Below are 22,978 nucleotides of genomic sequence, written 5' to 3' on the forward strand. Positions count from 1 at the left end.
AGGGGAGGTCAGGCGATGGCGCGGAACACGTCGTCGAGGCGGGTGGGTCCCGCCTCCAGCTCCCGCAGCTCCAGTGAGTGGTCCTCGGCCCAGCGCAGCAGCACGGACATCGACTTCTGCAGCTCGAAGGTCTCCACGAGGTACCGGCCGTCAGCTTCGCGTCGGGCGTCGAGCGGCAGCACCGGTGTGGAAGCGGGCAGGCCGAAGCGGATCACGGACGGCAGCGTGCGGGTCAGCTCGGCGACCGTGCCCTCGCGGTGGAACGTGCCGCGGTGCATCAGGCCGATGCGGTCGGCGTACTGCTGCGCCTCCTCCAGATAGTGCGTGGTGAGCACGACCGTGGTGCCGCCCTCGCGCAGCTTGTCCACTGTGGACCACAGGGCGTCGCGCGACTGGATGTCGAGTCCGGTCGTGGGCTCGTCGAGGAAGACCAGCTCGGGTCCGCCGTAGACGGCCGTGGCGAAGTCGAGACGCCGCTTCTCGCCGCCGGAGAGCTGCGAGACCTTCGTGTCAGCTTTGCGGGTGAGGTCGACGACGTCGAGCACGCGCTCCGGCCGGTCGGTGCGGCGGGTGAGCGCGCCGATCAGCCGGACCGACTCCGCGACCGTCAGGTCAGGCGTGAAACCGCTGTCCTGCAACATGATCCCCATCCGAGGACGCACGGCGGCGCGGTCGCGGGGGTTCTCGCCGAAGACCCGCACGGTGCCCGAGGTGGCGGTGCGGTGCCCCTCGACGGTCTCCAGCGTCGAGGTCTTGCCGGCACCGTTCGTGCCGAGCAGCGCGTACAGCTCGCCGCGGCGCACGTGGAAGGACAGGTCGCGTACGGCGTGGAAGTCGCCATAGGCGACGTTCAACCGTTCGACTTCGATGACGTTCGTGGTCGGCATGCCGTTGATTCCACCGGTCATGGCGCGCGTCCGGCAGTGTCACCACGTCACCACCGATCGATGACATTTCGCACCCGAAGACATGACGTGGCGTCACTGGTGTGGTCATCGGCCCGGCGAAATACTGGAACGGCAACCGACCGCCGACCCCCGGAGAGCCAGAGTGGACACGAGCACGGCACGCCGGGCGGTGCCGGGGTACGCCGCGTCCGCGCGGGGCCGGATGAGCAGGCTGAACATGGGCATGCAGCTCGCGGTGCTCGTTCCGATGGGCACCTTGCTGATCGTGTTCGACTCCCGGTCGTGGTGGGAGGCCGGGGTGCTGGTCGTCGGGGTGGCCGCGGCCGTCGTCGCGGTGGTGCGCTGGGCGAAGGACGACGTCCTCGCCCACGCCGTGCCGCTGCTGGCGACCTGCGCGGCCGTGTGGCTCTTCGGCGTGCTGGTCAGCGGGAGCACCACGGCGTTCTACAGCATCACCGTCGTCGGGCCGCTCATCGTGCCGGAGCTGCCACGCCGCCGGGTCGCGGCCGCCGTGGCACTGGTCGCGTTCGTGGCGGCCGGAGGTGCGGCGAGGCTGCTGGTGACGTCGGAGAACCGGGGCGGGACGGCGTTCGAGTACGTGCTCGTGCCGACCGTCGTCGTCATCGTCGTCCTCGGGTTCATGTTCGCCAACCGGGCCTTCTACCGGGTGCTGGCGGAGCTGGACGAGGCCCGCGAGCACGAGGCGGAGCTGGCCGTCGCCCGCGAACGGATCCGGTTCGCCAGCGAGCTGCACGACATCCAGGGCCACACCCTGCACGTGGTGAAGCTCAAGACCGCGCTGGCCGAGAAGCTGGTGCGCCGCGACGCCGGCCGGGCGGAGGAGGAGCTGCGCGAGATCCACGACCTGGTCGGCGACACGATCAGGCAGACCAAGGAGCTCGCGTACGCGCAACGGCGGCTCAACCTCGTCGGCGAGCTGGAGAACGCGAAGAACCTGTTCGAGGCAGCCGGAATCCGGGTGCGGATCATCAGGGAGGCGCCGGTGCACGGACGGGCGGGCGAGCTGCTCGGCCAGGTGCTGCGCGAGACGACCACCAACATCCTCCGGCACGCCCAGGCGGGCCAGGTGCGGATCACGTTGGCGGAGAACGGGATCACGATCGTCAACGACGGCGCGCGGGGTGACGGGCCGCCGGAGCTGCGCGGCCTGTCCACGCTGCGCGAGCGGCTCGCGGGTGAAGGGGGAGAGCTGACCGTGTCGCAGACCGGCGGCGAGTTCGTCACGGCCGCGGTCTTCCCGGCGGGGGAGGCGCGATGACCACGGTGGTGCTGGCCGACGACGAAGTGCTGCTGCGCAAGGCGATGGCCGCGTTGCTGCCGATGGAGGGCGACATCACCGTGCTGGCCGAGGCGGAGGACGGCGCGCAGGCCGTCGCCGCCACCCTCGAGCACCGGCCGGACGTCCTCGTGATCGACCTGGAGATGCCCGGTGTGGACGGTCTGGGCGCGGTCGCCGAGATCCGGAAGACGTTGCCGGACCAGGTGATCCTCATGCTGACCAGGCACGCCCGCCCCGGCGTGCTGCGCAGGGCCCTGAAGCTCGGCGTGCAGGGGTTCGTCAGCAAGTCCGCCGAACCCGCCCACATCACCTCGGTGATCGCCGCCCTGCACAGCGGCAGGAGGTGGATCGACCCGGACGTCTCCGCGCTGGCCGTGGCCGACGACTGCCCGCTCACCGACCGCGAGCTCGACGTGCTGCGCGCGACCAGGGAGGGCTACTCGGTCGCCGACATCGCGGTCCGGCTCCACCTCGCGGAGGGCACGGTCCGCAACTACCTGTCCAACGCGATGCAGAAGACGCAGACCAAGACCCGGCACGAAGCTGCCAGGTACGCCCGAGAACACGACTGGCTGTAGAAGGAGAAGAAGACGTGCTGATCGTCGAAGACCTCGCCCTGCTGCTGATGGACGACGAGTCCGGGACCCCGGCCGCCGCGGGCACCCTGTACTACGCCGTGGGTGGCGCGGTGCTGGTCGAGCTCGCCTTGGGAGGCCTGGTCGAGGTGGCGGACAAGAAGGTCGTGCTCACCGGCGCCGCGCCGGAGGACCCGCTGCTCGCCCAGGCGTGCGAGAAGATCGCCGAGAAGCCCCGCGGTGTCGACTCGATCCTGCTGCGGATCGGCGCCGACATGTGGGAGCGCGTGGTCGACCGCCTCGTCGAGCGCGGCATGGTCCGCCGGGAGGAGAAGCGGGTGCTGGGCCTGTTCCGCAGCACCTCGCTGCCCGCGGCGGACACCCGGCACGAGGAGGAGGTCCGCCAGCGGATCCGCGCCGTGCTGGTCGACGGCGAGACCCCGGACGCCCGCACCGCGGCACTGACCGCGCTGCTGTCGGCCAGCGGTGCGCTGCCGATGCTGCGGCCGAAGCTCGCGTGGTCCGGTGACGTCGCGCGGCGGGCGAAGGAGCTGGAGCGCGGCAACTGGGGTGCCGAGGCGGTGAGCACCGCGGTGACCAGGACGGCGGCCGCGATCGCCGCGTCCACGGCCGCCGTGACCGCCGCGGTCGTGGTGACCACGGTGACCTGATGCTGGTCAGGGGTTCCAGTAGCGCGTGGTGAAGACCCGGTCGAACCGGCGGGCGACCAGGTCGTCGCGCTGCACCGCCCAGTGCACGGTGGCGCCTTCCCAGCCGTCGATGTCGGTGTGCCAGTCGGCGAGCAGCACCCAGTCGGCGGCGTCCTCCGAGACCGGGCCGGTCACCTTGCCCTTCTGCAGGGCGCGGCGGGCCTGGGCGATGACGGACGTGATCGGGTCGTGGACGTCGACGACCTCTTCGGAGGCGTAACCGCCGACCTGCAGCGTGCCCCGGTCGCCGGTGCCGGCGCGGGCCGTGCGGAAGAGCTCGACCAACTCCGGCTCGTAGGGCGGCCATTCGGGCTTCCACAGGTCGTGCGAGAAGCTCTCGTCGCAGAAGTGGGGCAGCGACACGTCCGCCGTCGCGTGCAGCTCACCCTGCGGGTACTGGTCGAGCAGCTCGCGGTAGTCGTCCTCGCTGGAGTGCCACGAGAAGTCCCGGTCCCGTTCCACGACAGCGGCTCCCGCCGGCACGAAGACCGCGCTGCCGACGTCGGCGTACCAGCTGTCGTGCTCGGGGAAGGCGAACAGCAGCAGGTGCCCGTCGGAAGGCAGCGGCAGACCGGCGTCCTCGGCGGACAGCGCGGTGAGGTCGAGGGTGGCGACGTACGGGTGTCCGGGGTCGGGCACGTCGGCGGGGAGCAGCAGCGGGCCGCCGAACCGGCCCACGACGGGTCCGCCGCCGTGCAGCGTCAGCCTGAGTACCGGGCGGGCCAGTTCGGCCCACCGCTGCACCTCGTCGGCGGAGAACCCGTGCGCGGCGGCCTTGGCGCGGAAGGCGCCCACCTGGTCTCGCAGTGCGGAGCTCACGCCGGGGGATCGTAGGGCCGGTCCGAGCGGGCGGTCGCGGGGCAGTCGTCGTGCGCGTTCGGAGCAACGCGCACGGCGGCTTCGTGCCAGTTCGTCAACCGGGAGATCTCCAACTTTGTAGGCTGCTCCCGGCGGAACCCTCGCCGGTCGGCGCGCGTCGACTCGAACGGACCAGGCACTCGGGACACGAGGACGATGACGGAAGAGACGTTCGGGCCGTACCGGATCGAGCAGCTGCTCGGTCGCGGTGGCATGGGCGAGGTGCACCGCGCCTACGACATGGCGCACGACCGGTTCGTGGCGCTCAAACGGCTCTCGCCGGGCTACCACGACGACGCGGAGTACCGCGCCCGGTTCCGCCGCGAGGCGCAGATCGTCGCCCGCCTGCGCGAACCGCACGTCATCCCCATCCACGCCTACGGCGAGATCGACAACCGCCTCTACCTCGACATGCGCCTGGTCGAGGGCGCCGACCTCTCGGACGTGATCCGCGACCGCCCCATCGACCCCGCCAGGGCCGTGCGCATCGTCGAACAGGTCGCGAGCGCCCTGGACGCCGCCCACGCCGACGGCCTCGTGCACCGCGACGTGAAGCCGTCGAACATCCTCGTCACCGCCGGCGACTTCGTGTACCTGGTGGACTTCGGCATCGCCCGCAGCTCCTCGCCGACCGTGACGAGCCTGACCGCCTCCGGCTCGGTCGTCGGCACCCTCGACTACATGGCCCCGGAACGCTTCGAAAGCGGCCCGGTCGACGGCCGCGCGGACGTCTACGCCCTGGCCTGCGTGCTGTTCGCCTGCCTGTCGGGCCGCCGCCCGTTCACCGCCGACGGCACCGCGGCCCAGATCTGGGCGCACCTGAACGAGGCACCGCCCAAGGCGTCGCCGCTCAACCCGGCGGTGCCGATGGGGCTGGACGACGTGATCGCGAAGGGGATGGCGAAGAACCCGGCCGACCGGTACGCGACGGCGGGGGCGCTGGCGGAGGCGGCGGCTCAGGCCCTGGCCGGGCAGGGGACTCCGCCGGGCGGAGTGGTGGGACCGGCGGGACTCCCGGGGTACGCCGCACCGGGCACCCGACGCCACCTGCGGCCTCGCCGGCCGGTACCCGGCTCCGCGACGCCGCTGCGGGCAGCCGGGGTTCGCGGCCACCCGGCCACGCCACGCCACCGGCGGACATCCGCGCCCGGCTATGGGACCCGCCTGCCGGTCAGCCCGGTGCCACCCCGGCCGGTGGGCACGCCGCCCACGGCCACGGGACGCCGCCTGCCGGTCAGCCCGGCCTCTCCACCCCAGCCGGTGGCCATCCCGCGCACGGCCAGGGGACACCGTCTGCCGGTCAGGCCGGCCTGTCCACCCGCCCGGTGGCCACCCGGCTCCTGGCCACTCGACACCGTCTGCCGGCCAGCCCGGCCTCTCCACTTCGCCCGGCGGCCACGCACCGGCAGGCCCGCCCGGCTGGCGTCCCACCTCCGGCCCGCAGAGCCAGCCGCCGTTCCCCCGCCCGACCACACCCGCTTCCGGCGCCCCCTTCTCCACCGGTCCCCAGTCGGTCTCGCACCCGTACCCGCACCCCCAGCGCCCCGCCTCGAAGGCCAAGCGGATCGCCCTCATCGGCGGCGCCGTCGCGGTCGTGGTGGGCATCGTCGCGACCGCGCTGATCATCTCCGACGGCAACCGCGGCACCCAGGGCTCCGGCACCTCCGGCAGCACCACGCCCAGCAGCACCAGCACGTCGTCCGGCAAGCGGTCCAGCACCACGCCCACGACGACCACCACGACCCGCACACCCCAGGACGACGTGCTGCTGGCCGCCCTCCCGGCCGTCTACAAGACCGGTATCACCTGCCAGCCCGCGCACCCCGGCGCCGGCGCGACGGCCATGGTCAAGTGCGGCAAGCCGAACACGCCCGTCGACCCCCGGTGGCAGATGCCGTCCGAGGCCGAGTTCCGGCTGTTCCCCGACCGCAACTCCCAGGACGCCTACTTCCTGGCCCTGGTGACCAGCCGGGGCATCCCGCGCAACGACGCGCGTGGCGGGTGCCGGCCCAAGGAAGACCCCATCCACTACGCGCTCTACTACCGCGACACGTCCGGTCCGCTGCCCGGCGAGTTCACCACGTGCTTCCTCGACGACGGCACCGCGCAGGTCTGGTGGGTCGACTCCAAGACGCTCACCATCGGCGCGCTCAAGGAGCCCGGCAACATCGACACCCTCGACCAGCTCGACCTGTGGTGGAACACCTCGATCCTGTCCGCGAGCTAACGCTGCCGGTGTCCCTCCAGGAACCGCTGCACGACCGTCGCGGGATCGGCCGGCTTCTGGGTGGCCCGCTGGTCCACCCGGCGGGCGATGGCGCGCATCATCACCGGGCCGACGAGCGCGAAGAACGTGTGCCGCGGCGGTTCCACGACCAGTGAGCCCCGCTGCTGGTGGTGCAGGACGACCCTGTCCACCCGCTCCAGCAGCTTCTCCGGCTCGGTGAGCACCGACGCCACCTCCGGGTTGAACTTCGCCTCCCGCATCAGGGTGAGCACGACGCCGCTGCGCGTCTCGTAGAGCCACGTGTAGTAGCTCAGGATCGTGACCAGGTCGGCGGCCACGTCGTCGCCCGGCGCGTCGAGGTCGAGCTCGAACTCGGCGAAGTTGCTGCGCACGGCCAGCCGCAGCAGGTTCTGCTTGGACTCGAACCGGCGGAACAGGGTCGCCTCGTTGATGCCGGCGGCCTCGGCGATCGCACGGGTGGTCGCGCGCTCGTACCCCTGTGAGGCGATCACCTCCAGGAACGCGTCGAACACCGCCTTGTCGCACACCCGCCCCGCCACCACGGCCTCCTCGATCGACAGCTGATGCAAGTGAACACTTGCATCAGCGTGCGCCCGGTGGCTACCGTGATTGCAAGTGACCGCTTGCATTCAAGCCTATCGAAGGACAGGTCCCATGGCCGACACCAGCCTCCCCGCAGGTCTCGCACCCAGCACCGGAGAGGTCGCCGTGGGCCTCCTGGGCGCCGCGGTGGTCTCGATCGCGGTCAACTCGCTGATCGCCCTGGTCGCGAGCAAGTTCATCCCCGAAGGCACCGAACGCGTGGGCCTCGCCCTCGCGGAGTACGCGCCGGCCACCGTCATCGGGATCCTGCTCGGCACGCTGGGCTGGTTCCTCGTGCGCCGCTTCGCCAAGGACCCGCGGCGGGTGCTGCGCGTGCTCGTGCCGATCGTCGTGGTGCTCACCTTCATCCCGGACCTGGGCATCCTCGCCGGCGGCGCCGCCGTGGTGAACTCGCTCGCCCTGATCGCGATGCACGTCGTGGTCGCCGCGGCCACCGTGCCCGTGCTCGGTCGCGTGCTGCCGCTGAACGCGAGGTAGGTCCGCGTCTTCCGTTTGTGCTCCGGCTCGAACACTCCGATCATGCGGTTCGGCCGTCCCCGCAGCCGTACTGATCGGAGCCGACATGCGAAGGCGACTCACCGGAGCCGCACTGGTGGGCGCGATGGGCGTCACCACCGCGTTCGGGAGTGCGAGCTCCGTCCTCGCCGGCGAGGACACGGCGCGGTACGTCGTGGTGCTCGAGGACCCGGCGGCGCTGGCCCGCACCGCGTCCCTCCACAGTGGAGTCGTCCACAGGCGCTTCGAGGCGCTCGGCGCGTTCTCCGCCGACCTGACACCGGCCGGTGCCGCCCGGTTGCGGCGTGACCCCGCCGTCGCGCTGGTGCAGGAGAACCGGGTGCACCGGACGGAGATCGCCCCTGCCGCCGGTTCGCTCGCCGAACCCTGGCACACCGACCGCCTCGACCAGCGCACCCTGCCGCTCAACGGCACCTTCACCCCGAGCGGCACGGGTGCCGGCGTCGACGTCTACGTCGTCGACAGCGGGGTGCGCACCACGCACGCCGAGTTCGAGGGCCGGGCGCGGAGCGTCTACAACGCCGTGGACGACGGCAACGGCGACACCGACTGCGCGGGCCACGGCACGTTCGTCGCGAGCCATGTGGCCGGCAAGACCCACGGCGTGGCCAAGAAGGCGAACATCAAGGCCGTGCGCGTCCTCAGGTGCGACAACTCCGGCACGACCGAGGACATGGCCGACGGCATGAACTGGACCGCGCTCAACGCACCGGCGGGCTCGGTGGTCAACGTCAGCCTGCAGAGCTCCGGCGGTCACCCGGACGCCGTCCTCGACGCCGCCGCGAAGAAGCTGGTGGACAACGGGATGCTCGTGGTCCTGATCGCGGGCAACTTCGGCAGGGGCGACTGCCTCAACTCCCCGAAGGACTCCCGCGCGATCACCATGGGAGCCACGACGAGGACCGACACGCGCAACACCGGCACCAACGCGTCCAGCTACGGCAGCTGCGTCACGGCGTTCGCACCGGGCGCCGACGTCACCGGTGCCGGCGGGTGGAGCGACACGGCCGTGCAGACGGGCTGGTACGGCACGTCGTTCGCCGCTCCGCTGGCCGCCGGCGCGGTCGCCATCGCCAAGGCCGCCGACCCCGGCCTCACCATGGCGCGGGCCAAGCAGCTGGTCGTGGACGCCTCGACGAAGGACGTGCTGACGAACGTCGGCGCCGGCTCACCGAACCGGTTGCTCCACCTCGGGTCCTGATCGACCACGTGGAGACGGGCCGCCCCGCCGGTGTCACTGGACGTAGGGCGGCGCCTCACCCCAGCCCCACTTCGGCACGGGCGCCTCGTGGAACGGTGTGGCGTCCACCGCGGAGTTACGCACGGCCAGCCGGGTGCCCCACTCCAGGTAGGACACGAACGCGGCACGGAACTCGGGGTCGTCCGGCAGGGCGACCTCGTCCGCCGCATCCATGATCAGGTCGAGCCAGCGCCGGCGTTGCTCCTCGGTGATCGCCCGGCCGAGGTGCTGGGACAGCATGAACTCGTAGCCTCCCCGCTCCTCGGTGTAGGCGGCCGGTCCGCCGAACACCTCGCCCAGCCACAGCGCCACGTGGTGAGCGTGACCGGGATCCATGCCGGCGAACACGGGTGCGAGCACCTCGTCCTCGGCGACGCGCCGGTAGAACGCCTCGGTCAGCCGCGCGAGCGCGGGCGCCCCTCCGGCCCAGGTGTAGAGAGTGGGTGTTGACTGGTCGTCGATCACGCCGCCAACTTCAGCAGTCAGCGGAGAACCCGGCAAGTACGCACCTTTTGGTGAGGAGCGCCCGTGTACCACTGTCCTGTCGAGCTCGCTCTCGATGTCATCGGCGGCAAGTGGCGCACGGTCATCCTCGCCCACCTCAAGCAACGCCCGCACCACTACGGCGAGCTGCGCCGCAAGGTGCCCGGCATCAGCGAGAAGATGTTCGTGCAGCGGTTGCGTGAACTGCAGGAGGCAGGCCTGGTCGCGCGGGTCGAGGTGCCTCCGCACGTCGAGTACTCGCTCACCGACGAGGGCAGGAGCCTCGGGCCGGCGCTGCAGGCCCTCTACGACTGGGGCGTCTCCCGCGCCGCCCGCACCGGTGTGGAGGTCGGGCAGGTCTGACCCCGCGCCCGGACGCGCTGGGCAGGCGCGCGGTCACTCCGTGTAGGTTTAAGTCAGTCGATTGATTTAAACTGTGGAGAGGGCGGGCATGTCGGCACTCGACCCCTTGGGGACCCCGGACGAGCCGGGGTTCGACCCCGAGGCCCTGCGTGAGCGCTACCGGCGGGAACGGGACCGGCGCATCCGGCCGGACGCCGGTGAGCAGTACCGGCGGGCGGAGGCGGAGTTCGGCTACTACGCCGAGGACCCGTACGTGACGCCTGTGTCCAGGGAGCCGGTGCGCGACCAGGTGGACGCGGTGGTCATCGGTGGCGGGTTCGGCGGGTTGCTGGCCGGTGCGCGGTTGCGGCAGGCCGGGCTGGAGCGCATCCGGATCATCGAGAAGGGCGGCGACTTCGGCGGCACCTGGTACTGGAACCGGTATCCGGGCATCCACTGCGACATCGAGTCCTACGTCTACCTGCCGCTGCTGGAGGAGGTCGGGTACGTCCCGCGGTGGAAGTACGCGCCGGGGGAGGAGATCCGGCAGCACGCGATGGCGATCGGGCGGACGTTCGACCTGTACGCGGACGCGTTCTTCCAGACCGGTGTGCGCGAGGTGCGGTGGGACGACGGCGAGTGGGTCGTGCGGACCGATCGCGACGACGAGGTCCGCGCGACCTACGTGGTGGTGTCGAACGGCACGCTCGACCACCCGAAGCTGCCCGATGTTCCCGGCATCGAGGACTTCGCCGGGCACACGTTCCACACCAGCCGCTGGGACTACGGCTACACCGGCGGTGACGCGAACGGTGGTCTCACCGGGCTCGCGGACAAGCGGGTGGCGGTGATCGGCACGGGTGCGACCGCCATCCAGGTCGTGCCACACCTCGGGCGCGACGCCGGGCACCTGTACGTCTTCCAGCGCACGCCGTCGTCGGTGGACGTGCGCGGCAACCGGCCCACCGACCCGGAGTGGGCCGCCTCGCTCGAACCCGGCTGGCAGGCGCGGCGCCGGGAGAACTTCCAGGCCTTCGTGACCGGGCACCGCGAGGAGGTCGACCTCGTCGACGACGCGTGGACCGCGAGCGGCCGGCTGCTCGGCAAGATCGTGCCCACGGACGCCAACGCGCACCTGGAGCCGCCGGAGTGGGAGCGGATCGAGGAGCACCTCGACTTCGTGAAGATGAACGAGCTGCGCGCCCGCGTGGACGCGGTCGTCCAGGACCCGGCCACCGCCGAGCTGCTCAAGCCCTGGTACCGCTACGGCTGCAAGCGGCCGACCTTCAGCGACGAGTACCTGCAGACGTTCAACCGCCCCGACGTGACCGTCGTCGACACGGCCGACCACGGCGGCGTCGAGCGGATCACCGAGAACGCGATCGTCGTCGGCGGGGTCGAGTACGAGGTCGACTGCATCGTCTTCGCCACGGGCTTCGCGGTCGGCATGTCCGACGTGATGACCGGTCGCCTGCCCGTGCACGGCAGGGACGGCAAGAACCTGCTGCACTCGTGGGCCACCGGTGGCGTGCGCACGTTGCACGGCTTCTGCAGCAACGGTTTCCCGAACCTGTTCCACCTCGGCTCGCTGCAGAACGCGCCCTCGGTCAACTTCACGCACGTGCTCGACGAGCAGGCGGTCCACATCGGCGAGGTCGTGGCGCAGGCACGCCGGCGCGGGGTGAAGTGCGTGGAACCGACCGCGGCCGCCGAACGGGCGTGGGCGGAGACGATCCTCGCGAGCTCGCCGGACCGCGGGCGCTACGACGTCGAGTGCACCCCCGGTTACTACAACGGCGAGGGCAAGCCGCGCGGTCCGCGGCTGACCTACGGGCCCGGTCCCGCCGCGTTCCACCGGTTGCTGCGCGAATGGCGTTCCGGCGACGGGATCAACGAGGTGCTCGGCGATGCGAACTGACAGCCGCTACGGGGAAACGGGGTCTCCGCGCTCGGCCAGGAGGATCGAGCGGCTCACCCCGCCGAGCTCGCTGTTCGGGTCGAACGGCGTCGCGTTCGGGCCGGACGGCCGGCTCCACGTGGCACAGTTCGTGGCGGGCCGGATCAGCGCGGTGGACCTCTCCACCGGCGAAGTCGAGACCGTGGTGGAGATGGACGGCCCGGTGCAGTCGCCGGACGACCTGGCGTTCGGCGCGGACGGGTCGATGTACATCACGGACCTCGTGCCGGGCCGGGTGTGGCGGCGCAGCCCGCGGGGCGAGTTCGCCCTGGTCTGCGACGACGTGTTGCAGCCCAACGGGATCGCCTGCGTCGGTGACAGGTTGTTCGTCAACGAGATGCGCATGGGCGGCCGGGTGCTCGAACTGTTCCCCGGCGGCGGGGAACCGGTGGTGCTCGCCGAGGGACTCGCGTTCGGCAACGCCATGCAGCTCGGCCCCGACGGCCACCTCTACTACCCGCACATGATCACCAACGAGGTGCACCGCGTGTCCCCGGACGGCGGGCCGCCGGAGCTGGTCGCCGGTGACGTCCACCAACCGGTCGCCGTGCGGTTCGACCTGGCCGGGCAGCTGATCGTGATCTCCCGCGGCGAGGCCGGGATCGTCACCAGGATCGACCTCGGCTCCGGGCGCCGCACGGTCGTCCCCGGTGAGCTGTCCGGAATGGACAACGCGGCGTTCGACGCGGAGAACCGGATGTTCGTCTCCAGCTTCGCGGCGGGCGGCATCGCGGAGCTCGCACCCGACGGCCGCGCGCGGCTGATCGTGCCGAAGGGGTTCGTCGGCCCGTTCGGCGTGGCGGTCGACCCGAACGGCACGGTCTACACGGGCGACAACTTCCGGCTGGCGACCGTCGACGGCGGCGAGGCGCGCACCCGTGAGCTGCTCGCGTCCAGCCACGCCGTCGCCACCGACGACCACGGCCGGGTGCACATCACCTCGCAGTCCGGCGCGGTGCGCACGTACGAACCCCAGCGGCGCGCGTTCCGGAACCGGGCGGACCTCGCCCGGCCGGGTGGCGCCGCGATGCGGTCCGACGGCGTGCTCGTGGTGGCGGAGACCGGTGCCGGGCGGGTGGTGGGCATCGACGACGAGGACGGCCTCACCGTGCTCGCCGAAGGGCTGGCAGCCCCGGTCGACGTCGCGCTCGACGCGGAAGACCGTTGCCACGTCAGCGATGAGGAGCGTGGTGCGGTGTTCCGCGTCGATGACGGGCTGGTGCCGGTGGTGGAGGGACTGGATCGGCCGCAGGGCATCGCGGTGAGCGGCGGCGAGCTGTTCGTCGTGGAGACCGGAACGCGTCGGCTGCTCGCGATCGACCTCGCCACCGGGGACCGCCGCGTCGAGGCGGAGGACCTCCCGGTCGGGCTGCCGCCCGGCCTCACCCGCGTCCAGCCGGAGTCGGCGGGGCACGCGGGGGTACCGGTGCCGTTCGCCGGAGTCGCGGTGGGGCCGGACGGCTCGCTCTACGTCTCGGCGAACGGCGAGGGCAGCGTGCTGCGCCTGAGCTAATGGCGCAACTCGGAACGTGCCGCGCCACTAGTCCTCTTTGGACACGTCCAGGCTGGTGCGCAGCGAGACCGGCTTGAGCAGCACCGCCGCGACGACGCCGAGCAGCGCGACGCCGGCCGAGATCGCGAACACGGTTCCGGTCGCCTCACCGTAGGCGGCCGGAACCGGCAGTCCCGCCGCGGTGTGGTGGGCCACCTGGCGGGCCAGCACGGCACCCAGGACCGTGACGCCGATGGTGCCGCCGAGCGAGCGGAAGAACGACACGGTCGCGCTGGCGGCACCGATCTCGGCGAGCGGAACGGCGTTCTGCACCACCAGCACGAAGTTCTGCAGGGTCATCCCGACGCCCACGCCGATCAGCAGCATCGGCAGCGCGACCAGCACCAGCGGCGTGTGCTCGGCGAGGAAGGCCAGGCACGCGAACCCGATGGCCAGGCACACGGCGCCGACGACGAGGTAGGGCTTGATCCGGCCCGTCCGGCTGAGCAGCCGCCCGGTCACCACCGACGAGACCAGGATGCCCGCCATCATCGGGATCGTGAGCACGCCCGCCTCCGTCGGCGTGTGCCCGCGGCTGACCTGGAAGTACTGGCTGAGGAACACCGCCGCGCCGAACATCGCCGTGCCCGCCGCGAGACTGCCGAGCACGGCCAGCGCGGTGGTGCGCCGGGTGATGATGCCCGGCGGCACGATCGGCTCCGCGACCCGCGTCTCGACCCACGCGGCGAGCCCGAGCAGCACCGCGCTGCCCCCGACCATGGCCGCGGTCTGCCAGGACGACCAGGCGAAGGCGTCGTCGACGAACGAGATCCAGATGAGCAGCACGCTGACGCCGCCGGTGAGCAGCGAGGCACCCCAGTAGTCGATGCGGACGTTCTCCTTGCGCACCACCGGAAGCCGTAGCGTCAGCTGCAGCACGACCAGCGCCGCCACCGCGAACGGCACGCCGACGAAGAAGCACCAGCGCCAGCCCAGCCATGACGTGTCGACGAGGAACCCGCCCAGCAGCGGCCCGCCGATCGTGGACAACGCCGTGACGCTGCTCAGGTAGCCCGCGTACTTCCCGCGTTCGCGCGGCGAGATCATCGCGCCGATGGCGATCTGCACCAACGCCTGCACGCCACCGACCCCGACGCCCTGCAGAGCGCGCGCCGCGATGAGCTGACCCGCGTCCTGGGCCAGCCCGGCGGCGACCGACCCGGCGAGGAAGACCGCCGTGGCGGCCTGCACGAGGGTCTTCTTGTCGAGGAGGTCCGCGAGCTTGCCCCAGATCGGGGTGGTGACGGTCGTGGTGAGCAGGGTGGCGGTGACGACCCAGGTGTACTGGGTGGGGGAGCCGTGCAGGTCGCCCATCATCCTGGGCAGCGCGGTCGCCACGACGGTGCTGCTGAGCGTGGACACGAACAGCGCGAGCAGCAGGCCGGTGAGCGACTCCAGGACCTTCCGCCGGGGTGGTGCGGTGATGCTCATGCACCCAGACTAAGTCAATTGATTGATTTAAACCTCGGAGGGTGCCCGGTACAGGCCGGCGAGGGCGTCGACCAGTCCGGTCGCGGTGGCGTTCCAGAGCGCCGTGCTGTCGGCGGGCAGGTCCCGTTCCCGGCGGGCGCACATGTGGACGATCAACGTCCTGGCCATCTCGTCGCGCTCGTCGCGCACGGCCGGTGCCTGGTCGGGCAGGCACCGGTGCAGCGCGTCGTACACCGTGCGCTGCAACGGGGTCTGACCCACGTCGACGAGGTCGAGCTCGCGCAGCTTAGGTTCGGTCATGAGCTGTGCGACGAAACGGGCGTACCAGCTGCTCGTCCCCAACGAGGCGAGGTGGTCGGTGAACGGGCGGACGAGGCAGGCGAGCCAGTCGCGCAGGTCGGTGCTGCCGGCGTGCTCGTCCACCGCCTTCTCGCGCAGGAGCTCGACCGGCTCGCTGTGGCGCAGGTAGATGGCGCGGACGAGCTCCGCCTTGCTGCCGAAGTGGTAACTGACCGCGGTGTTGTTGCCCAGGCCCGCCTCGTCGCTGATCTGCCGGTTGGAGACGGAGAAGACGCCGTGCTCGGCGAACATGCGCTCGGCCGTGTCGAGGATCCGCCCTCGCGTGCCCTCTGGTGTCTTGCTGCGCGTCATCCCTGGAGCTCCGGCCGGCCACGCCCGGCGTCGCGCCGGGCTGTTGACCAGCAGGATAGGTCAGACGGCCGCCCAGCCGTCGTCGACGGGCAGCACGACGCCGGTGATGTTGGCGGCGGCGTCGGAGGCGAGGAAGACGATCGCGGCGGCCTGCTCGTCGGCCTCGGCGAGGCGCCCGATGTTCTGCCGGTAGCGCGCGAGCACCTCGGGTCCGTGCGCGGCGGGGTCGACGGTGAGCGAGATGCCGGTCATGGTGGCGCCGGGAGCGATGGCGTTGCACCGGATGCCCGACTCGCGGTACATGATCGCGACCGACCGGGTGAGCCCTACCAGGCCGTGCTTCGACGCGGTGTACGCCGCCCCTGCCGCACTGCCGCGCAACGCCGCCTCCGACGCCGTGTTGACGATCGCGCCCTTGCCCTTGGCGAGCATGTGCGGCAGCGCGGCGCGGGTCAGCAGGAACGGCGCCGTCAGGTTGACCCGCAGCACCCGCTCCCACTCGGCGTCGGTGACGTCGGCCGCGGCGGACATGGTGTCCATGACGCCGGCGTTGTTCACCAGGACGTCGATCCCGCCGAACGCGGTCACCGCGGTCTCGACCACCGCGTCGGCCACCGACTGGTCGCTGAGGTCGCCGATCACCACGACCGCGGTTCCCCCGGACGCCTCGACGTCGGCGACGACGGCCTTGGCGGCGTCGGCGTCGAGGTCGGCCACCACGACCTTCGCCCCCGCGGCCGCGAACCGGAGCACGGCCGCTCGTCCGATGCCCGACCCGCCGCCGGTGACCACAACGCTGCTGCCTGCAAGTCCGTCCATCACTGCCTCCATCTGCGGTTACTTTTTGTCATTGTGTGACAGATAGGCGCTCCGAGACAACCCGGGGTAGGGTGGGGCATGCCGATCGGACGTCCGTCACTCACCGAACGACGCAAGGCGGAGACCCGCCTCGACGTGGCGCGCGTGGCGGTCGGCCTGTTCGTCGCGAAGGGCGTGGCCGCGACCTCCGCCGAGGAGATCGCCACGGCTGCCGGCATCTCCTCCCGCACGCTCTGGCGCTACTTCCCGACCAAGGAGAGCTGCGTCCTGCCGCTGCTGACCGGAGGCATCGACCTGGCGGCGGACTGGCTGCGGTCGTGGCGCCCCGGCCAGGACATGTCCGAGCTGCTGGAGACGCTGCGGGAGGCGGGTCGTGAGGCCGTCGACCGCGACACGTTGCTCGACCTGGTCCGGCTGACCGGCACCGAACCCGGCCTGCGCGGGGTGTGGCTGGAGGCGCACCGGCAGGCGGAACCGGTCTTCGCCGACGCGCTGGCCCGCCGCGGCGGGCTGGAGGCACCGGACCTGACCGCGGTGGTGCAGGCCGCGATGATCAACGCCGCGCTGCGGGGGGTGGAGCACCACGCGTTCCACGGCGGCGCGGGGCGGTGGTGCTGCGGGTGGCGGCGGTGCGGGCGGGGTGGAGGCGGCGGTCAGCGAGGCGTTGCTGATCGCGGCGCGCGGCTTCTCACGCTGACGCCGGCGGTCATGCGGGTTTCTCCCCCGTGATGCCCCAGACCAGCCGCCGAAGGGGAGCGGCTTCCAACACCGAACGGTCGAACCGCACGACGTTGAGCTGCTGCAGGAACACCAGTTCGGTCGGCAGGCCGGGCGTGTCCGGCAACAGGACCGGGATGACCTGCACGCCCTCGGACACGCAGCGTTCGACGAACGCCCGGATCTCGAGCATCTGCCAGCGCCCGGCGCCGCTCGGTCCCAGAAAGACCGCGGCGGCTTTCACGGTGCGGATCGCGTGCTGGAGTGCGTCCTGGAACCACGTCCCGGGCTGGACCTGTTCCACGTCGATCCACGGGTGGATCCCGTGTTGCCGCAGCACGGCGCACACCTCCAGCACTGCGGGCTGGTCCTCTGAGTGATGTGCCATGAAGACGTCGAAAGCGTCGTTCGCGATCTTGGTCTGCAGCTGTTCCGCCAGTGCGGCGGAGGCAGGGCCGAGCGGGTCGTCGTGAGGACCGAGGCCGAGATGAAGGCGCAGCGCTGCTCGCGCTCGCGCGGGAGCCAGGCCTTCGACGTCGCAGCCGAGCTCGGCTGCGGCCGCTGCGAGCTCCGCGCCGGTCAGCGCGCCCAATACGCGGGTCGAGGGTTGGATCCGGCCGATCTCGGTGAGCCGAGCGGGGGAGAGCGTGACGTCGAGGGCGGCAGCCACCATGCCGCTGGGCGTGTGGCGGTCGACGTCCCGTTCGACGTAGCGTTGCACCGAGATCGCGGTCTTGAGACCGGTGACCGCCTGCTCGGTCAGGGTGCGCAGCCTGTCGACGGCCCTGGGCTGGTCGACGGCCAGTCCGGTCGCCTCGGAGACGCTGGTCAGCACCGGCACGGGCAGGGCGGCGGGATCCGCCAGGTGCGGGTACCGCACGGATGCCACCGCGTTCTCGTACTCGTCCAGTGCGGACGCCAGGGCCAGGAGGTCGTCCGCGTCGGAGGCGGCGGGCAGGGCAGGGGCCGAGTCGCTGCCCAGCAGCCGGGTCTCCAACTCGGCCCGGTGACCTTCGACGAGGGCGGGCAGGGCGGCCCAGGCAGCCGCCTGGGCGGCTTCGGCGTTCCGGCGGCCGTGCACCTCGTCGGCCAGTGCCAGCAGCACCCGGTCGCGGTGGTGGAGGGTCGACGCGAGACGGCGCTGTGCGACGACGGAGGCGGGCGTCGCCTCGTCGCCGGGCAGGCAGTCGGCGATGCGCGTCCCCGCACCGGCCCACGGTGCTTGCTCCTGAAGATCGTGGATCGCTCGGGCGATGCGTCCTCGGAACTGGACGGTGGCGGCCGTCCACTCGGTCGAGGACGGGAGAACGGAGTAGTGGTCGGCGAGGGCGCGCAGCACCAGGTCGGCCGTCTTCTCGGCGTCCTGGAGCAGTGGCTGGGCGTACAACGCGGCGCGGAAGGTGGCGTGGTCCCGCCGTTTCTGTTCACCGATGGTCTCCCCGTCCCTGCGGGCGAGGGCGGCGATGGAGCGCCACGACTGCCGCTCCTCCTCGAACCTGCGTCGGGAGAACAGCGGCACGTTGCGGTTCTGCCAGCGCTGGAACGCGTGCCGGGACGACGTCGGGCCGCTCAGTGCGGACTGGGCCAGCAGGAGCGTGGCGGTGGTCGTCTTCATGAGCTGCAGGCGGGTTCTTCCTCGGAGCAGCGTCATCACCGTCCGCAGGACCTCGTGCGCTTGTTGCTCAGCCGCCAGGTCATCCGCTGCGGCGGCGAGCTCCTGCCAGGCGGCTGAGCGCGCGGCGATGACCTTCACCAGCCGGGCGTGCTGCCGGAGCGCTTCGCGGAAGCGGTGTGGCAAGGTGTGGTCCCGGCTGAGTGCGAGAACCTCCCCGACGTCCTTCGGCGGGGTCTGCCCCAGCTCGGCCAGGCGGCGCATCTGGCGCCAGGTCTCGCGATGCGAGGACGACCACCTGCGCAACGCGGGAAGAGCGTTGGCCAGTGGGCGAGCGCGCCTCTCGACTTCCTTCTCGGTCTCACTCCAGTGGCGCAGGAGATCGCGGTTGAGGTCGTAGTAGTCGTCGATCCAACCGCGCACCCGCCGGTAGACGTCCTCCGGTTCCTGTCCGGCGAACGGCAACACGTGCACGTTCAGGTCGCCGACGTCGGTGAAGATGACGAGGCAGGGGACGTGGCGCCCGATCCCGAGCTTCTGGGCGAACTCCAGGGACGCGCGGGCGCCGGGGACGGCCGAGAGCTGCAGGTGGTCGTGGTCGAGGCTGTCGAGGATGCTGCGCTCGGTGGGAAGGGGGACCAACGCGGGCGGGCGCAGGTGGCTCCACCGCTCGTCGCGGAAGTCGAGCCTCGTCTCGCGCCGGCGGAGCCGCGACAGCACCGCGCCGAGCGTTCCGAAGCTCAAGCGCCGGCTCGACATGGCGGCGGACCTGAACTCGTGCTCCGGGAGGCCGGAGAAGAAGACGAAGCGGATGCGGTCGGCTGTCCGGGCGCACAGGTCCAGGCAGTACCTGTCGAGGAATTCGCGGCAGGTGCCCGAGTAGTCACCCACCAGCAGGATGCTCCAACCGAAGCGGTCGGTCAGGGTGCGCGTCGAGTCGTCCAGGCGGAGGACGTAGCGGTACACGTCGTCAGCCGACGGTGCGCGAAAGCCCATACCCGACCCAAACAACCACCTGCAGGAGGTGTCAAGGAAGTCACCCGCGTCCGGCGGCTCCCACCGGCCACGTGCGCAGCGCCGCGTCCGCCAGTTCCTGCAGCTCACACGGCCCCATCCCGCTCGCGGCCTGTACGGCGATCCCCACCTGCAGCGTGGTGACGTACCGGGCGAGCAGTGCGGTGTTCGTGTCCGGCGGCAGGTCGCCCTCGTCCACCGCGCGCTCGAACCGTTCCTGCACACGTGCCGTGCCGTTGTTGCGCCAGCCGACCAGCAGCTCGCGGATGTCGCTCGCGGCGTCACCGGTGGCCAAGGCTCCCTGCACGCCAAGGCATCCGTGCGGTTGGTCCGGGCGGGTGGTGGTCTGGATGGTGCCGGTGAGCAGGGCGGCGGCGACGCCGAGGGCGGTCGGTTCGGCCAGTGCCGGCTCGACGTACGCGCTCGGGCCCTCGTCGTAGCGCTGCAGGGCCTTGCGGAACAGCTGCTCCTTGTTGCCGAAGGTCGCGTACATGCTGGCCGTGGAGATGCCCATCGCGTCGGTCAGGTTCGCCAGGCTGGCGCCCTCGTAGCCCTGCGCCCAGAAGACCGCCAGGGCCCGGTCGAGCGCCTCGTCGGCGTCGAACCCTCGCGGCCGGCCGGTCGCCCTGCGCGGTGTCGTCTCCACCTCCGCAGCGTACCCCGCTTTTGGAACGATCGATGCAGAACGTGCTACGGTCGAGTTCTGAAGTGATCGCTTCAGAACTAGCCGTGGAAGAGGGTTCCGGTGTCCGACAGCGACTTGCGCGCGTTCTACCTGCGCTACCTGGCCGAGCTGAATGCGCACGAGTTCGGGCGCATGGAGGAGTTCATCAGCGACCGCACGACGTTGAACGGCGAACCCGCCACCCGCGACGACCTGCTCGCGGTGCAGAAGGCCGACGTGGCCGCCGTTCCCGACCTGCACTGGGAGCTCGTCGAGCTGCTCTTCGACGGCGACCGGCTGGCCGCGCGGCTGGTCAACACCGGCACGCCGGTGCGCGAGTGGCTCGGCGTGCCGGCCACCGGCGCTTCGTTCGAGATCACCGAGTACGCCATCTACCAGGTCCGCGACGGGCGGTTCGTGCACATGACGGCGCTGCACGACGCCGCTGAGCTCCGTCGCCAGCTGACCCGTTGAACCCGAGAGGAACTCCCATGACCACCACCCTGATCACCGGCGCCAACAAGGGCATCGGGTTCGAGACCGCCAGGCAGCTCGTCGAGCTGGGCCACGTCGTCTACGTCGGCGCGCGCGACCCCGAGCGCGGCGAGAAAGCCGCCGCGGAGCTCGGCGCCCGGTTCGTGCAGCTCGACGTGACCGACGACGACTCGGTGCGCAGCGCGCTGGCGAAGATCGGCGCCGAGGAGGGCCGGCTCGACGTGCTGGTGAACAACGCCGGCATCCTCGCCAACGAGGCGCTCGACGGCCCCGCGGCGCTGAAGGCCTTCGACACCAACGCGGTCAGCATCGTGCGCGTCACGGAGGCGGCGCTTCCGCTGCTGCGCGAGTCCGCCAACCCGACCGTCGTGAACGTGTCGAGCAGCATGGGCTCGTTCTGGGCCGTGACCAACCCGGAGCGCCCGGAGTTCCAGATGCCGCTGGCGCTCTACGCCGCGTCGAAGGCGGCGGCGACCATGCTGACGGTCCAGTACGCGAAGGCCCACCCCGGCATCAGGTTCAACGCCGTCGAGCCCGGCACCACCGCCACCGACATGACCGCGGCGTTCGGCATCGGCCGGCCCGTGGCGGACAGCGCGAAGGTCGTCGTGCGGTTCGCGACGCCGGGTCCGGACGGTCCGACCGGGACCCTGCAGGACGAGGCGGGCGAGCTGCGCTGGTGAGGCGCGGGCGGCACCTGGTCAGGACCGGGTGCCGCCCGTCCACGCGGAGCGGTGGTCGGTGGCGAAGTCCGCGAGCGAGCGCGCCGGGCGGCCGGTGACCTCCTCCGCGGTGTCCGTGACGCCGGCGAACACCCCGTCCCGCACCCGTTCGAGCGTCCACCCGAACTCGTCGCGGTCGAACCCGTCGAGCCCGGCCACCGCCTCCTCGATCGTGACCTCCTCGTGCACGACCTCCCGGCCCAGCACGGACGAGAGCACCGAGGCGGTCTCGGGCAGCGTCAGCGACTCGGGCCCGGTCAGCTCGTAGACCTGGCCGTCGTGTCCGCCTTCGACCAACGCCCGTGCGGCGACCGCGGCGATGTCCCGCGCGTCGATCCACGCGATGCGCGCGCCGGAACCCGCGTACGGCAGCCGCCCGCGTTCGGCGATGTCCTCGCGGTAGAACCGGTCGTCGGTGAGCACCTGCATGAACCAGCTGGGCCGCAGGAACGTCCACGGATGCCCGCTGTCGCGCACCACCCGCTCGGCCCGTGTGGCCCAGGCGTCGTCGGCGAACGAGTCGACGTCGCGTTCGGACAGCAGCACGATCCTCGTCGAGGCCGCGACGCGTGCCAGCAGGCGTTCGACCAGGTCCGGCGCGTCCTCTCGGTCCGGGCGCACGAGGTAGACGGCGTCGGCGGGCACGTCCCAGGTGGACGGGTCGTCCCACGAGAACCTCGTCGGCACCACGCCGTCGATCCGCACGGAGGACGGGTCACTGCTCCCGCCGAGCACCTCGGCGTGGCCCTGGAGCAGCTCGGCGAGTGGAACGCCCGTCTTCCCGCGGACTCCGGTGATCAGAACGCGAGGCACGCTGTTCCTCCTTGGTCAGTGCTGTCGCCGGTCGTGCAGGTCGTCGGTCGTGCGGGTGAGCCACTCGGACAACAGCGTCCGCTCGGCATCACTGAGTGCGGGTAGCCGGGGGAGCGCTTCCCTGAACGCGACGACGAGCGCCATGGGATCGGTGGCCGGCGCCGGCGTCGAGGTGAGGATCCGCGCGAGCACCGCGTCCAGCAGTGCGTCCGCGAGCCCGGGATCGCGCTGGTCCTCGGGTTTGCCGAGCAACGCGAGCACGGCACCGCTGCCGGCCGCGTGGACCAGGTCCACCGCCCGCGCCACCGAGACGTTCAGCAGTCCGGCCGCGGCGACCCGCGCCACCCGTGCCCGCAGGACCTCGGTCCCGGCGGCCGAGGCGGCGGAGTGCCGGGCCCGCGCCGGGTCGACCAGCAGCAGGAACACGTCGGGGTGGGCGACGCCGAACGCGAGGTGGCTCCGCCAGGCGGCCCGCAGGTCCTCGACCGGGTCGCCGTCCTCGTCGGCGGCCCGCACCGCCTTCGCGGTGACGTGCTCGGCCATCACCTGCTCGGCGACCGCCTCCAGCAGGCCGTCCTTGTCCCCGAAGAGCCGGAAGATCGTCGGCGCCGGGATCCCCGCCTCCTGGGCGACCGCCCGCGTCGTCACCGCTTTCGCGCCACCGGTGCGCAGCAGATGAGCCGCGGCCGTGACGATCCTGGAACGGGCGTCTGTCATGGATCAACGGTATCAAATCACTGCTATCGCT

23 protein-coding genes and 1 pseudogene are annotated in these 22,978 nt (G+C 71.6%); 13 read left to right on the forward strand and 11 right to left on the reverse strand.

Annotation, left to right across the window (positions count from 1 at the left end; genetic code table 11):
* Positions 1-8: 8 nt before the first annotated feature.
* The gene (locus BBK82_RS34255) at positions 9-887 is read right to left on the reverse strand and encodes an ABC transporter ATP-binding protein (RefSeq protein WP_065921561.1); all 879 of its coding nucleotides are present in this window, start codon (positions 885-887) and stop codon (positions 9-11) included.
* Positions 888-1,050: 163 nt separating this feature from the next.
* On the opposite strand from BBK82_RS34255, the gene BBK82_RS34260 reads away from it, so the two are divergent.
* From BBK82_RS34260 to BBK82_RS34270, 3 genes are read left to right on the forward strand one after another with little or no spacing between them, the layout of a single operon-like run.
* Positions 1,051-2,187: a sensor histidine kinase gene (locus BBK82_RS34260; RefSeq protein WP_418287462.1), complete on the forward strand. Its 1,137-nt coding sequence runs from the start codon at positions 1,051-1,053 to the stop codon at positions 2,185-2,187.
* Positions 2,184-2,786 (forward strand): response regulator transcription factor, encoded by a 603-nt coding sequence (locus tag BBK82_RS34265; RefSeq protein WP_065918682.1) that lies wholly within the window; start codon positions 2,184-2,186, stop codon positions 2,784-2,786. Before BBK82_RS34260 ends, BBK82_RS34265 begins: the two co-directional genes overlap by 4 nt.
* A gap of 14 nt (positions 2,787-2,800) precedes the next feature.
* Positions 2,801-3,454, forward strand: coding sequence for a GOLPH3/VPS74 family protein (locus BBK82_RS34270; protein ID WP_237047720.1), 654 nt, complete (start codon positions 2,801-2,803; stop codon positions 3,452-3,454).
* Positions 3,455-3,460: 6 nt separating this feature from the next.
* Here BBK82_RS34270 and BBK82_RS34275 read toward each other — a convergent pair whose 3' ends face one another.
* Complete coding sequence (locus BBK82_RS34275) at positions 3,461-4,312, reverse strand: DUF1963 domain-containing protein (protein WP_170068012.1); 852 nt, start codon at positions 4,310-4,312, stop codon at positions 3,461-3,463.
* A 279-nt stretch (positions 4,313-4,591) separates the two neighbouring features.
* Here BBK82_RS34275 and BBK82_RS54825 point away from each other — a divergent pair.
* Positions 4,592-5,233 (forward strand): annotated as a pseudogene (locus BBK82_RS54825) (serine/threonine-protein kinase); the annotation flags it as partial.
* 712 nt (positions 5,234-5,945) lie between these two features.
* Positions 5,946-6,578, forward strand: a complete 633-nt coding sequence (locus tag BBK82_RS54830) for a hypothetical protein (RefSeq protein WP_065918684.1) — start codon at positions 5,946-5,948, stop codon at positions 6,576-6,578.
* Here BBK82_RS54830 and BBK82_RS54835 read toward each other — a convergent pair.
* On the reverse strand, positions 6,575-7,168 hold the full coding sequence (locus tag BBK82_RS54835; RefSeq protein WP_065918685.1) for a TetR/AcrR family transcriptional regulator: 594 nt from the start codon (positions 7,166-7,168) through the stop codon (positions 6,575-6,577). The genes BBK82_RS54830 and BBK82_RS54835 overlap by 4 nt on opposite strands.
* Positions 7,169-7,253: 85 nt before the next feature.
* Here BBK82_RS54835 and BBK82_RS34295 point away from each other — a divergent pair, with 85 nt between their 5' ends.
* Both BBK82_RS34295 and BBK82_RS34300 read left to right on the forward strand, forming a co-directional pair.
* Positions 7,254-7,679: a DUF6069 family protein gene (locus BBK82_RS34295; RefSeq protein ID WP_065918686.1), complete on the forward strand. Its 426-nt coding sequence runs from the start codon at positions 7,254-7,256 to the stop codon at positions 7,677-7,679.
* Between the two features lie 85 nt (positions 7,680-7,764).
* Entirely contained in the window at positions 7,765-8,919 is a 1,155-nt protein-coding gene (locus tag BBK82_RS34300) for a S8 family peptidase (RefSeq protein ID WP_083268334.1), read from the forward strand.
* A 33-nt stretch (positions 8,920-8,952) separates the two neighbouring features.
* Here the strand turns inward: BBK82_RS34300 and BBK82_RS34305 are convergent, their stop codons facing one another.
* On the reverse strand, positions 8,953-9,423 hold the full coding sequence (locus tag BBK82_RS34305) for a group II truncated hemoglobin (protein ID WP_218920421.1): 471 nt from the start codon (positions 9,421-9,423) through the stop codon (positions 8,953-8,955).
* Between the two features lie 63 nt (positions 9,424-9,486).
* On the opposite strand from BBK82_RS34305, the gene BBK82_RS34310 reads away from it, so the two are divergent.
* The 3 genes from BBK82_RS34310 (at position 9,487) to BBK82_RS34320 (ending at position 13,253) form a co-directional block, all read left to right on the forward strand.
* A complete protein-coding gene (locus BBK82_RS34310; protein ID WP_065918688.1) occupies positions 9,487-9,804 on the forward strand; it encodes a winged helix-turn-helix transcriptional regulator in 318 nt (105 codons plus the stop codon).
* 88 nt (positions 9,805-9,892) lie between these two features.
* On the forward strand, positions 9,893-11,701 hold the full coding sequence (locus BBK82_RS34315; protein WP_065918689.1) for a flavin-containing monooxygenase: 1,809 nt from the start codon (positions 9,893-9,895) through the stop codon (positions 11,699-11,701).
* Positions 11,691-13,253 carry an NHL repeat-containing protein gene (locus BBK82_RS34320; protein ID WP_065918690.1) on the forward strand — a complete coding sequence of 521 codons (1,563 nt, stop codon included), beginning with the start codon at positions 11,691-11,693 and terminating at the stop codon, positions 13,251-13,253. Before BBK82_RS34315 ends, BBK82_RS34320 begins: the two co-directional genes overlap by 11 nt.
* 27 nt (positions 13,254-13,280) lie before the next feature.
* Here the strand turns inward: BBK82_RS34320 and BBK82_RS34325 are convergent, their stop codons facing one another.
* From BBK82_RS34325 to BBK82_RS34335, 3 genes are read right to left on the reverse strand one after another with little or no spacing between them, the layout of a single operon-like run.
* Complete coding sequence (locus BBK82_RS34325) at positions 13,281-14,723, reverse strand: MDR family MFS transporter (protein ID WP_179953720.1); 1,443 nt, start codon at positions 14,721-14,723, stop codon at positions 13,281-13,283.
* 27 nt (positions 14,724-14,750) lie between these two features.
* Positions 14,751-15,374: a TetR/AcrR family transcriptional regulator gene (locus BBK82_RS34330; protein WP_065918691.1), complete on the reverse strand. Its 624-nt coding sequence runs from the start codon at positions 15,372-15,374 to the stop codon at positions 14,751-14,753.
* Between the two features lie 60 nt (positions 15,375-15,434).
* On the reverse strand, positions 15,435-16,193 hold the full coding sequence (locus tag BBK82_RS34335) for an SDR family NAD(P)-dependent oxidoreductase (protein ID WP_218920422.1): 759 nt from the start codon (positions 16,191-16,193) through the stop codon (positions 15,435-15,437).
* 78 nt (positions 16,194-16,271) lie between these two features.
* On the opposite strand from BBK82_RS34335, the gene BBK82_RS34340 reads away from it, so the two are divergent.
* Positions 16,272-16,922, forward strand: a complete 651-nt coding sequence (locus BBK82_RS34340; protein WP_154697658.1) for a TetR/AcrR family transcriptional regulator — start codon at positions 16,272-16,274, stop codon at positions 16,920-16,922.
* Here the strand turns inward: BBK82_RS34340 and BBK82_RS34345 are convergent.
* Together BBK82_RS34345 and BBK82_RS34350 are read right to left on the reverse strand one after the other, a co-directional pair.
* Positions 16,900-19,518 (reverse strand): toll/interleukin-1 receptor domain-containing protein, encoded by a 2,619-nt coding sequence (locus BBK82_RS34345; RefSeq protein WP_065918693.1) that lies wholly within the window; start codon positions 19,516-19,518, stop codon positions 16,900-16,902. The genes BBK82_RS34340 and BBK82_RS34345 overlap by 23 nt on opposite strands.
* A gap of 40 nt (positions 19,519-19,558) precedes the next feature.
* The gene (locus BBK82_RS34350; protein ID WP_065918694.1) at positions 19,559-20,182 is read right to left on the reverse strand and encodes a TetR/AcrR family transcriptional regulator; all 624 of its coding nucleotides are present in this window, start codon (positions 20,180-20,182) and stop codon (positions 19,559-19,561) included.
* Between the two features lie 99 nt (positions 20,183-20,281).
* Here BBK82_RS34350 and BBK82_RS34355 point away from each other — a divergent pair, with 99 nt between their 5' ends.
* Both BBK82_RS34355 and BBK82_RS34360 read left to right on the forward strand, forming a co-directional pair.
* Positions 20,282-20,674, forward strand: coding sequence for an ester cyclase (locus BBK82_RS34355; protein WP_065918695.1), 393 nt, complete (start codon positions 20,282-20,284; stop codon positions 20,672-20,674).
* 17 nt (positions 20,675-20,691) lie between these two features.
* The gene (locus BBK82_RS34360; protein ID WP_065918696.1) at positions 20,692-21,378 is read left to right on the forward strand and encodes an SDR family NAD(P)-dependent oxidoreductase; all 687 of its coding nucleotides are present in this window, start codon (positions 20,692-20,694) and stop codon (positions 21,376-21,378) included.
* Positions 21,379-21,396: 18 nt separating this feature from the next.
* Here BBK82_RS34360 and BBK82_RS34365 read toward each other — a convergent pair whose 3' ends face one another.
* Complete coding sequence (locus tag BBK82_RS34365; RefSeq protein WP_065918697.1) at positions 21,397-22,230, reverse strand: Rossmann-fold NAD(P)-binding domain-containing protein; 834 nt, start codon at positions 22,228-22,230, stop codon at positions 21,397-21,399.
* 15 nt (positions 22,231-22,245) lie between these two features.
* Complete coding sequence (locus BBK82_RS34370) at positions 22,246-22,947, reverse strand: TetR/AcrR family transcriptional regulator (RefSeq protein WP_065918698.1); 702 nt, start codon at positions 22,945-22,947, stop codon at positions 22,246-22,248.
* Positions 22,948-22,978: the final 31 nt, after the last annotated feature.

The organism is Lentzea guizhouensis, from assembly GCF_001701025.1.
Taxonomy (GTDB): Bacteria; Actinomycetota; Actinomycetes; order Mycobacteriales; family Pseudonocardiaceae; genus Lentzea; species Lentzea guizhouensis.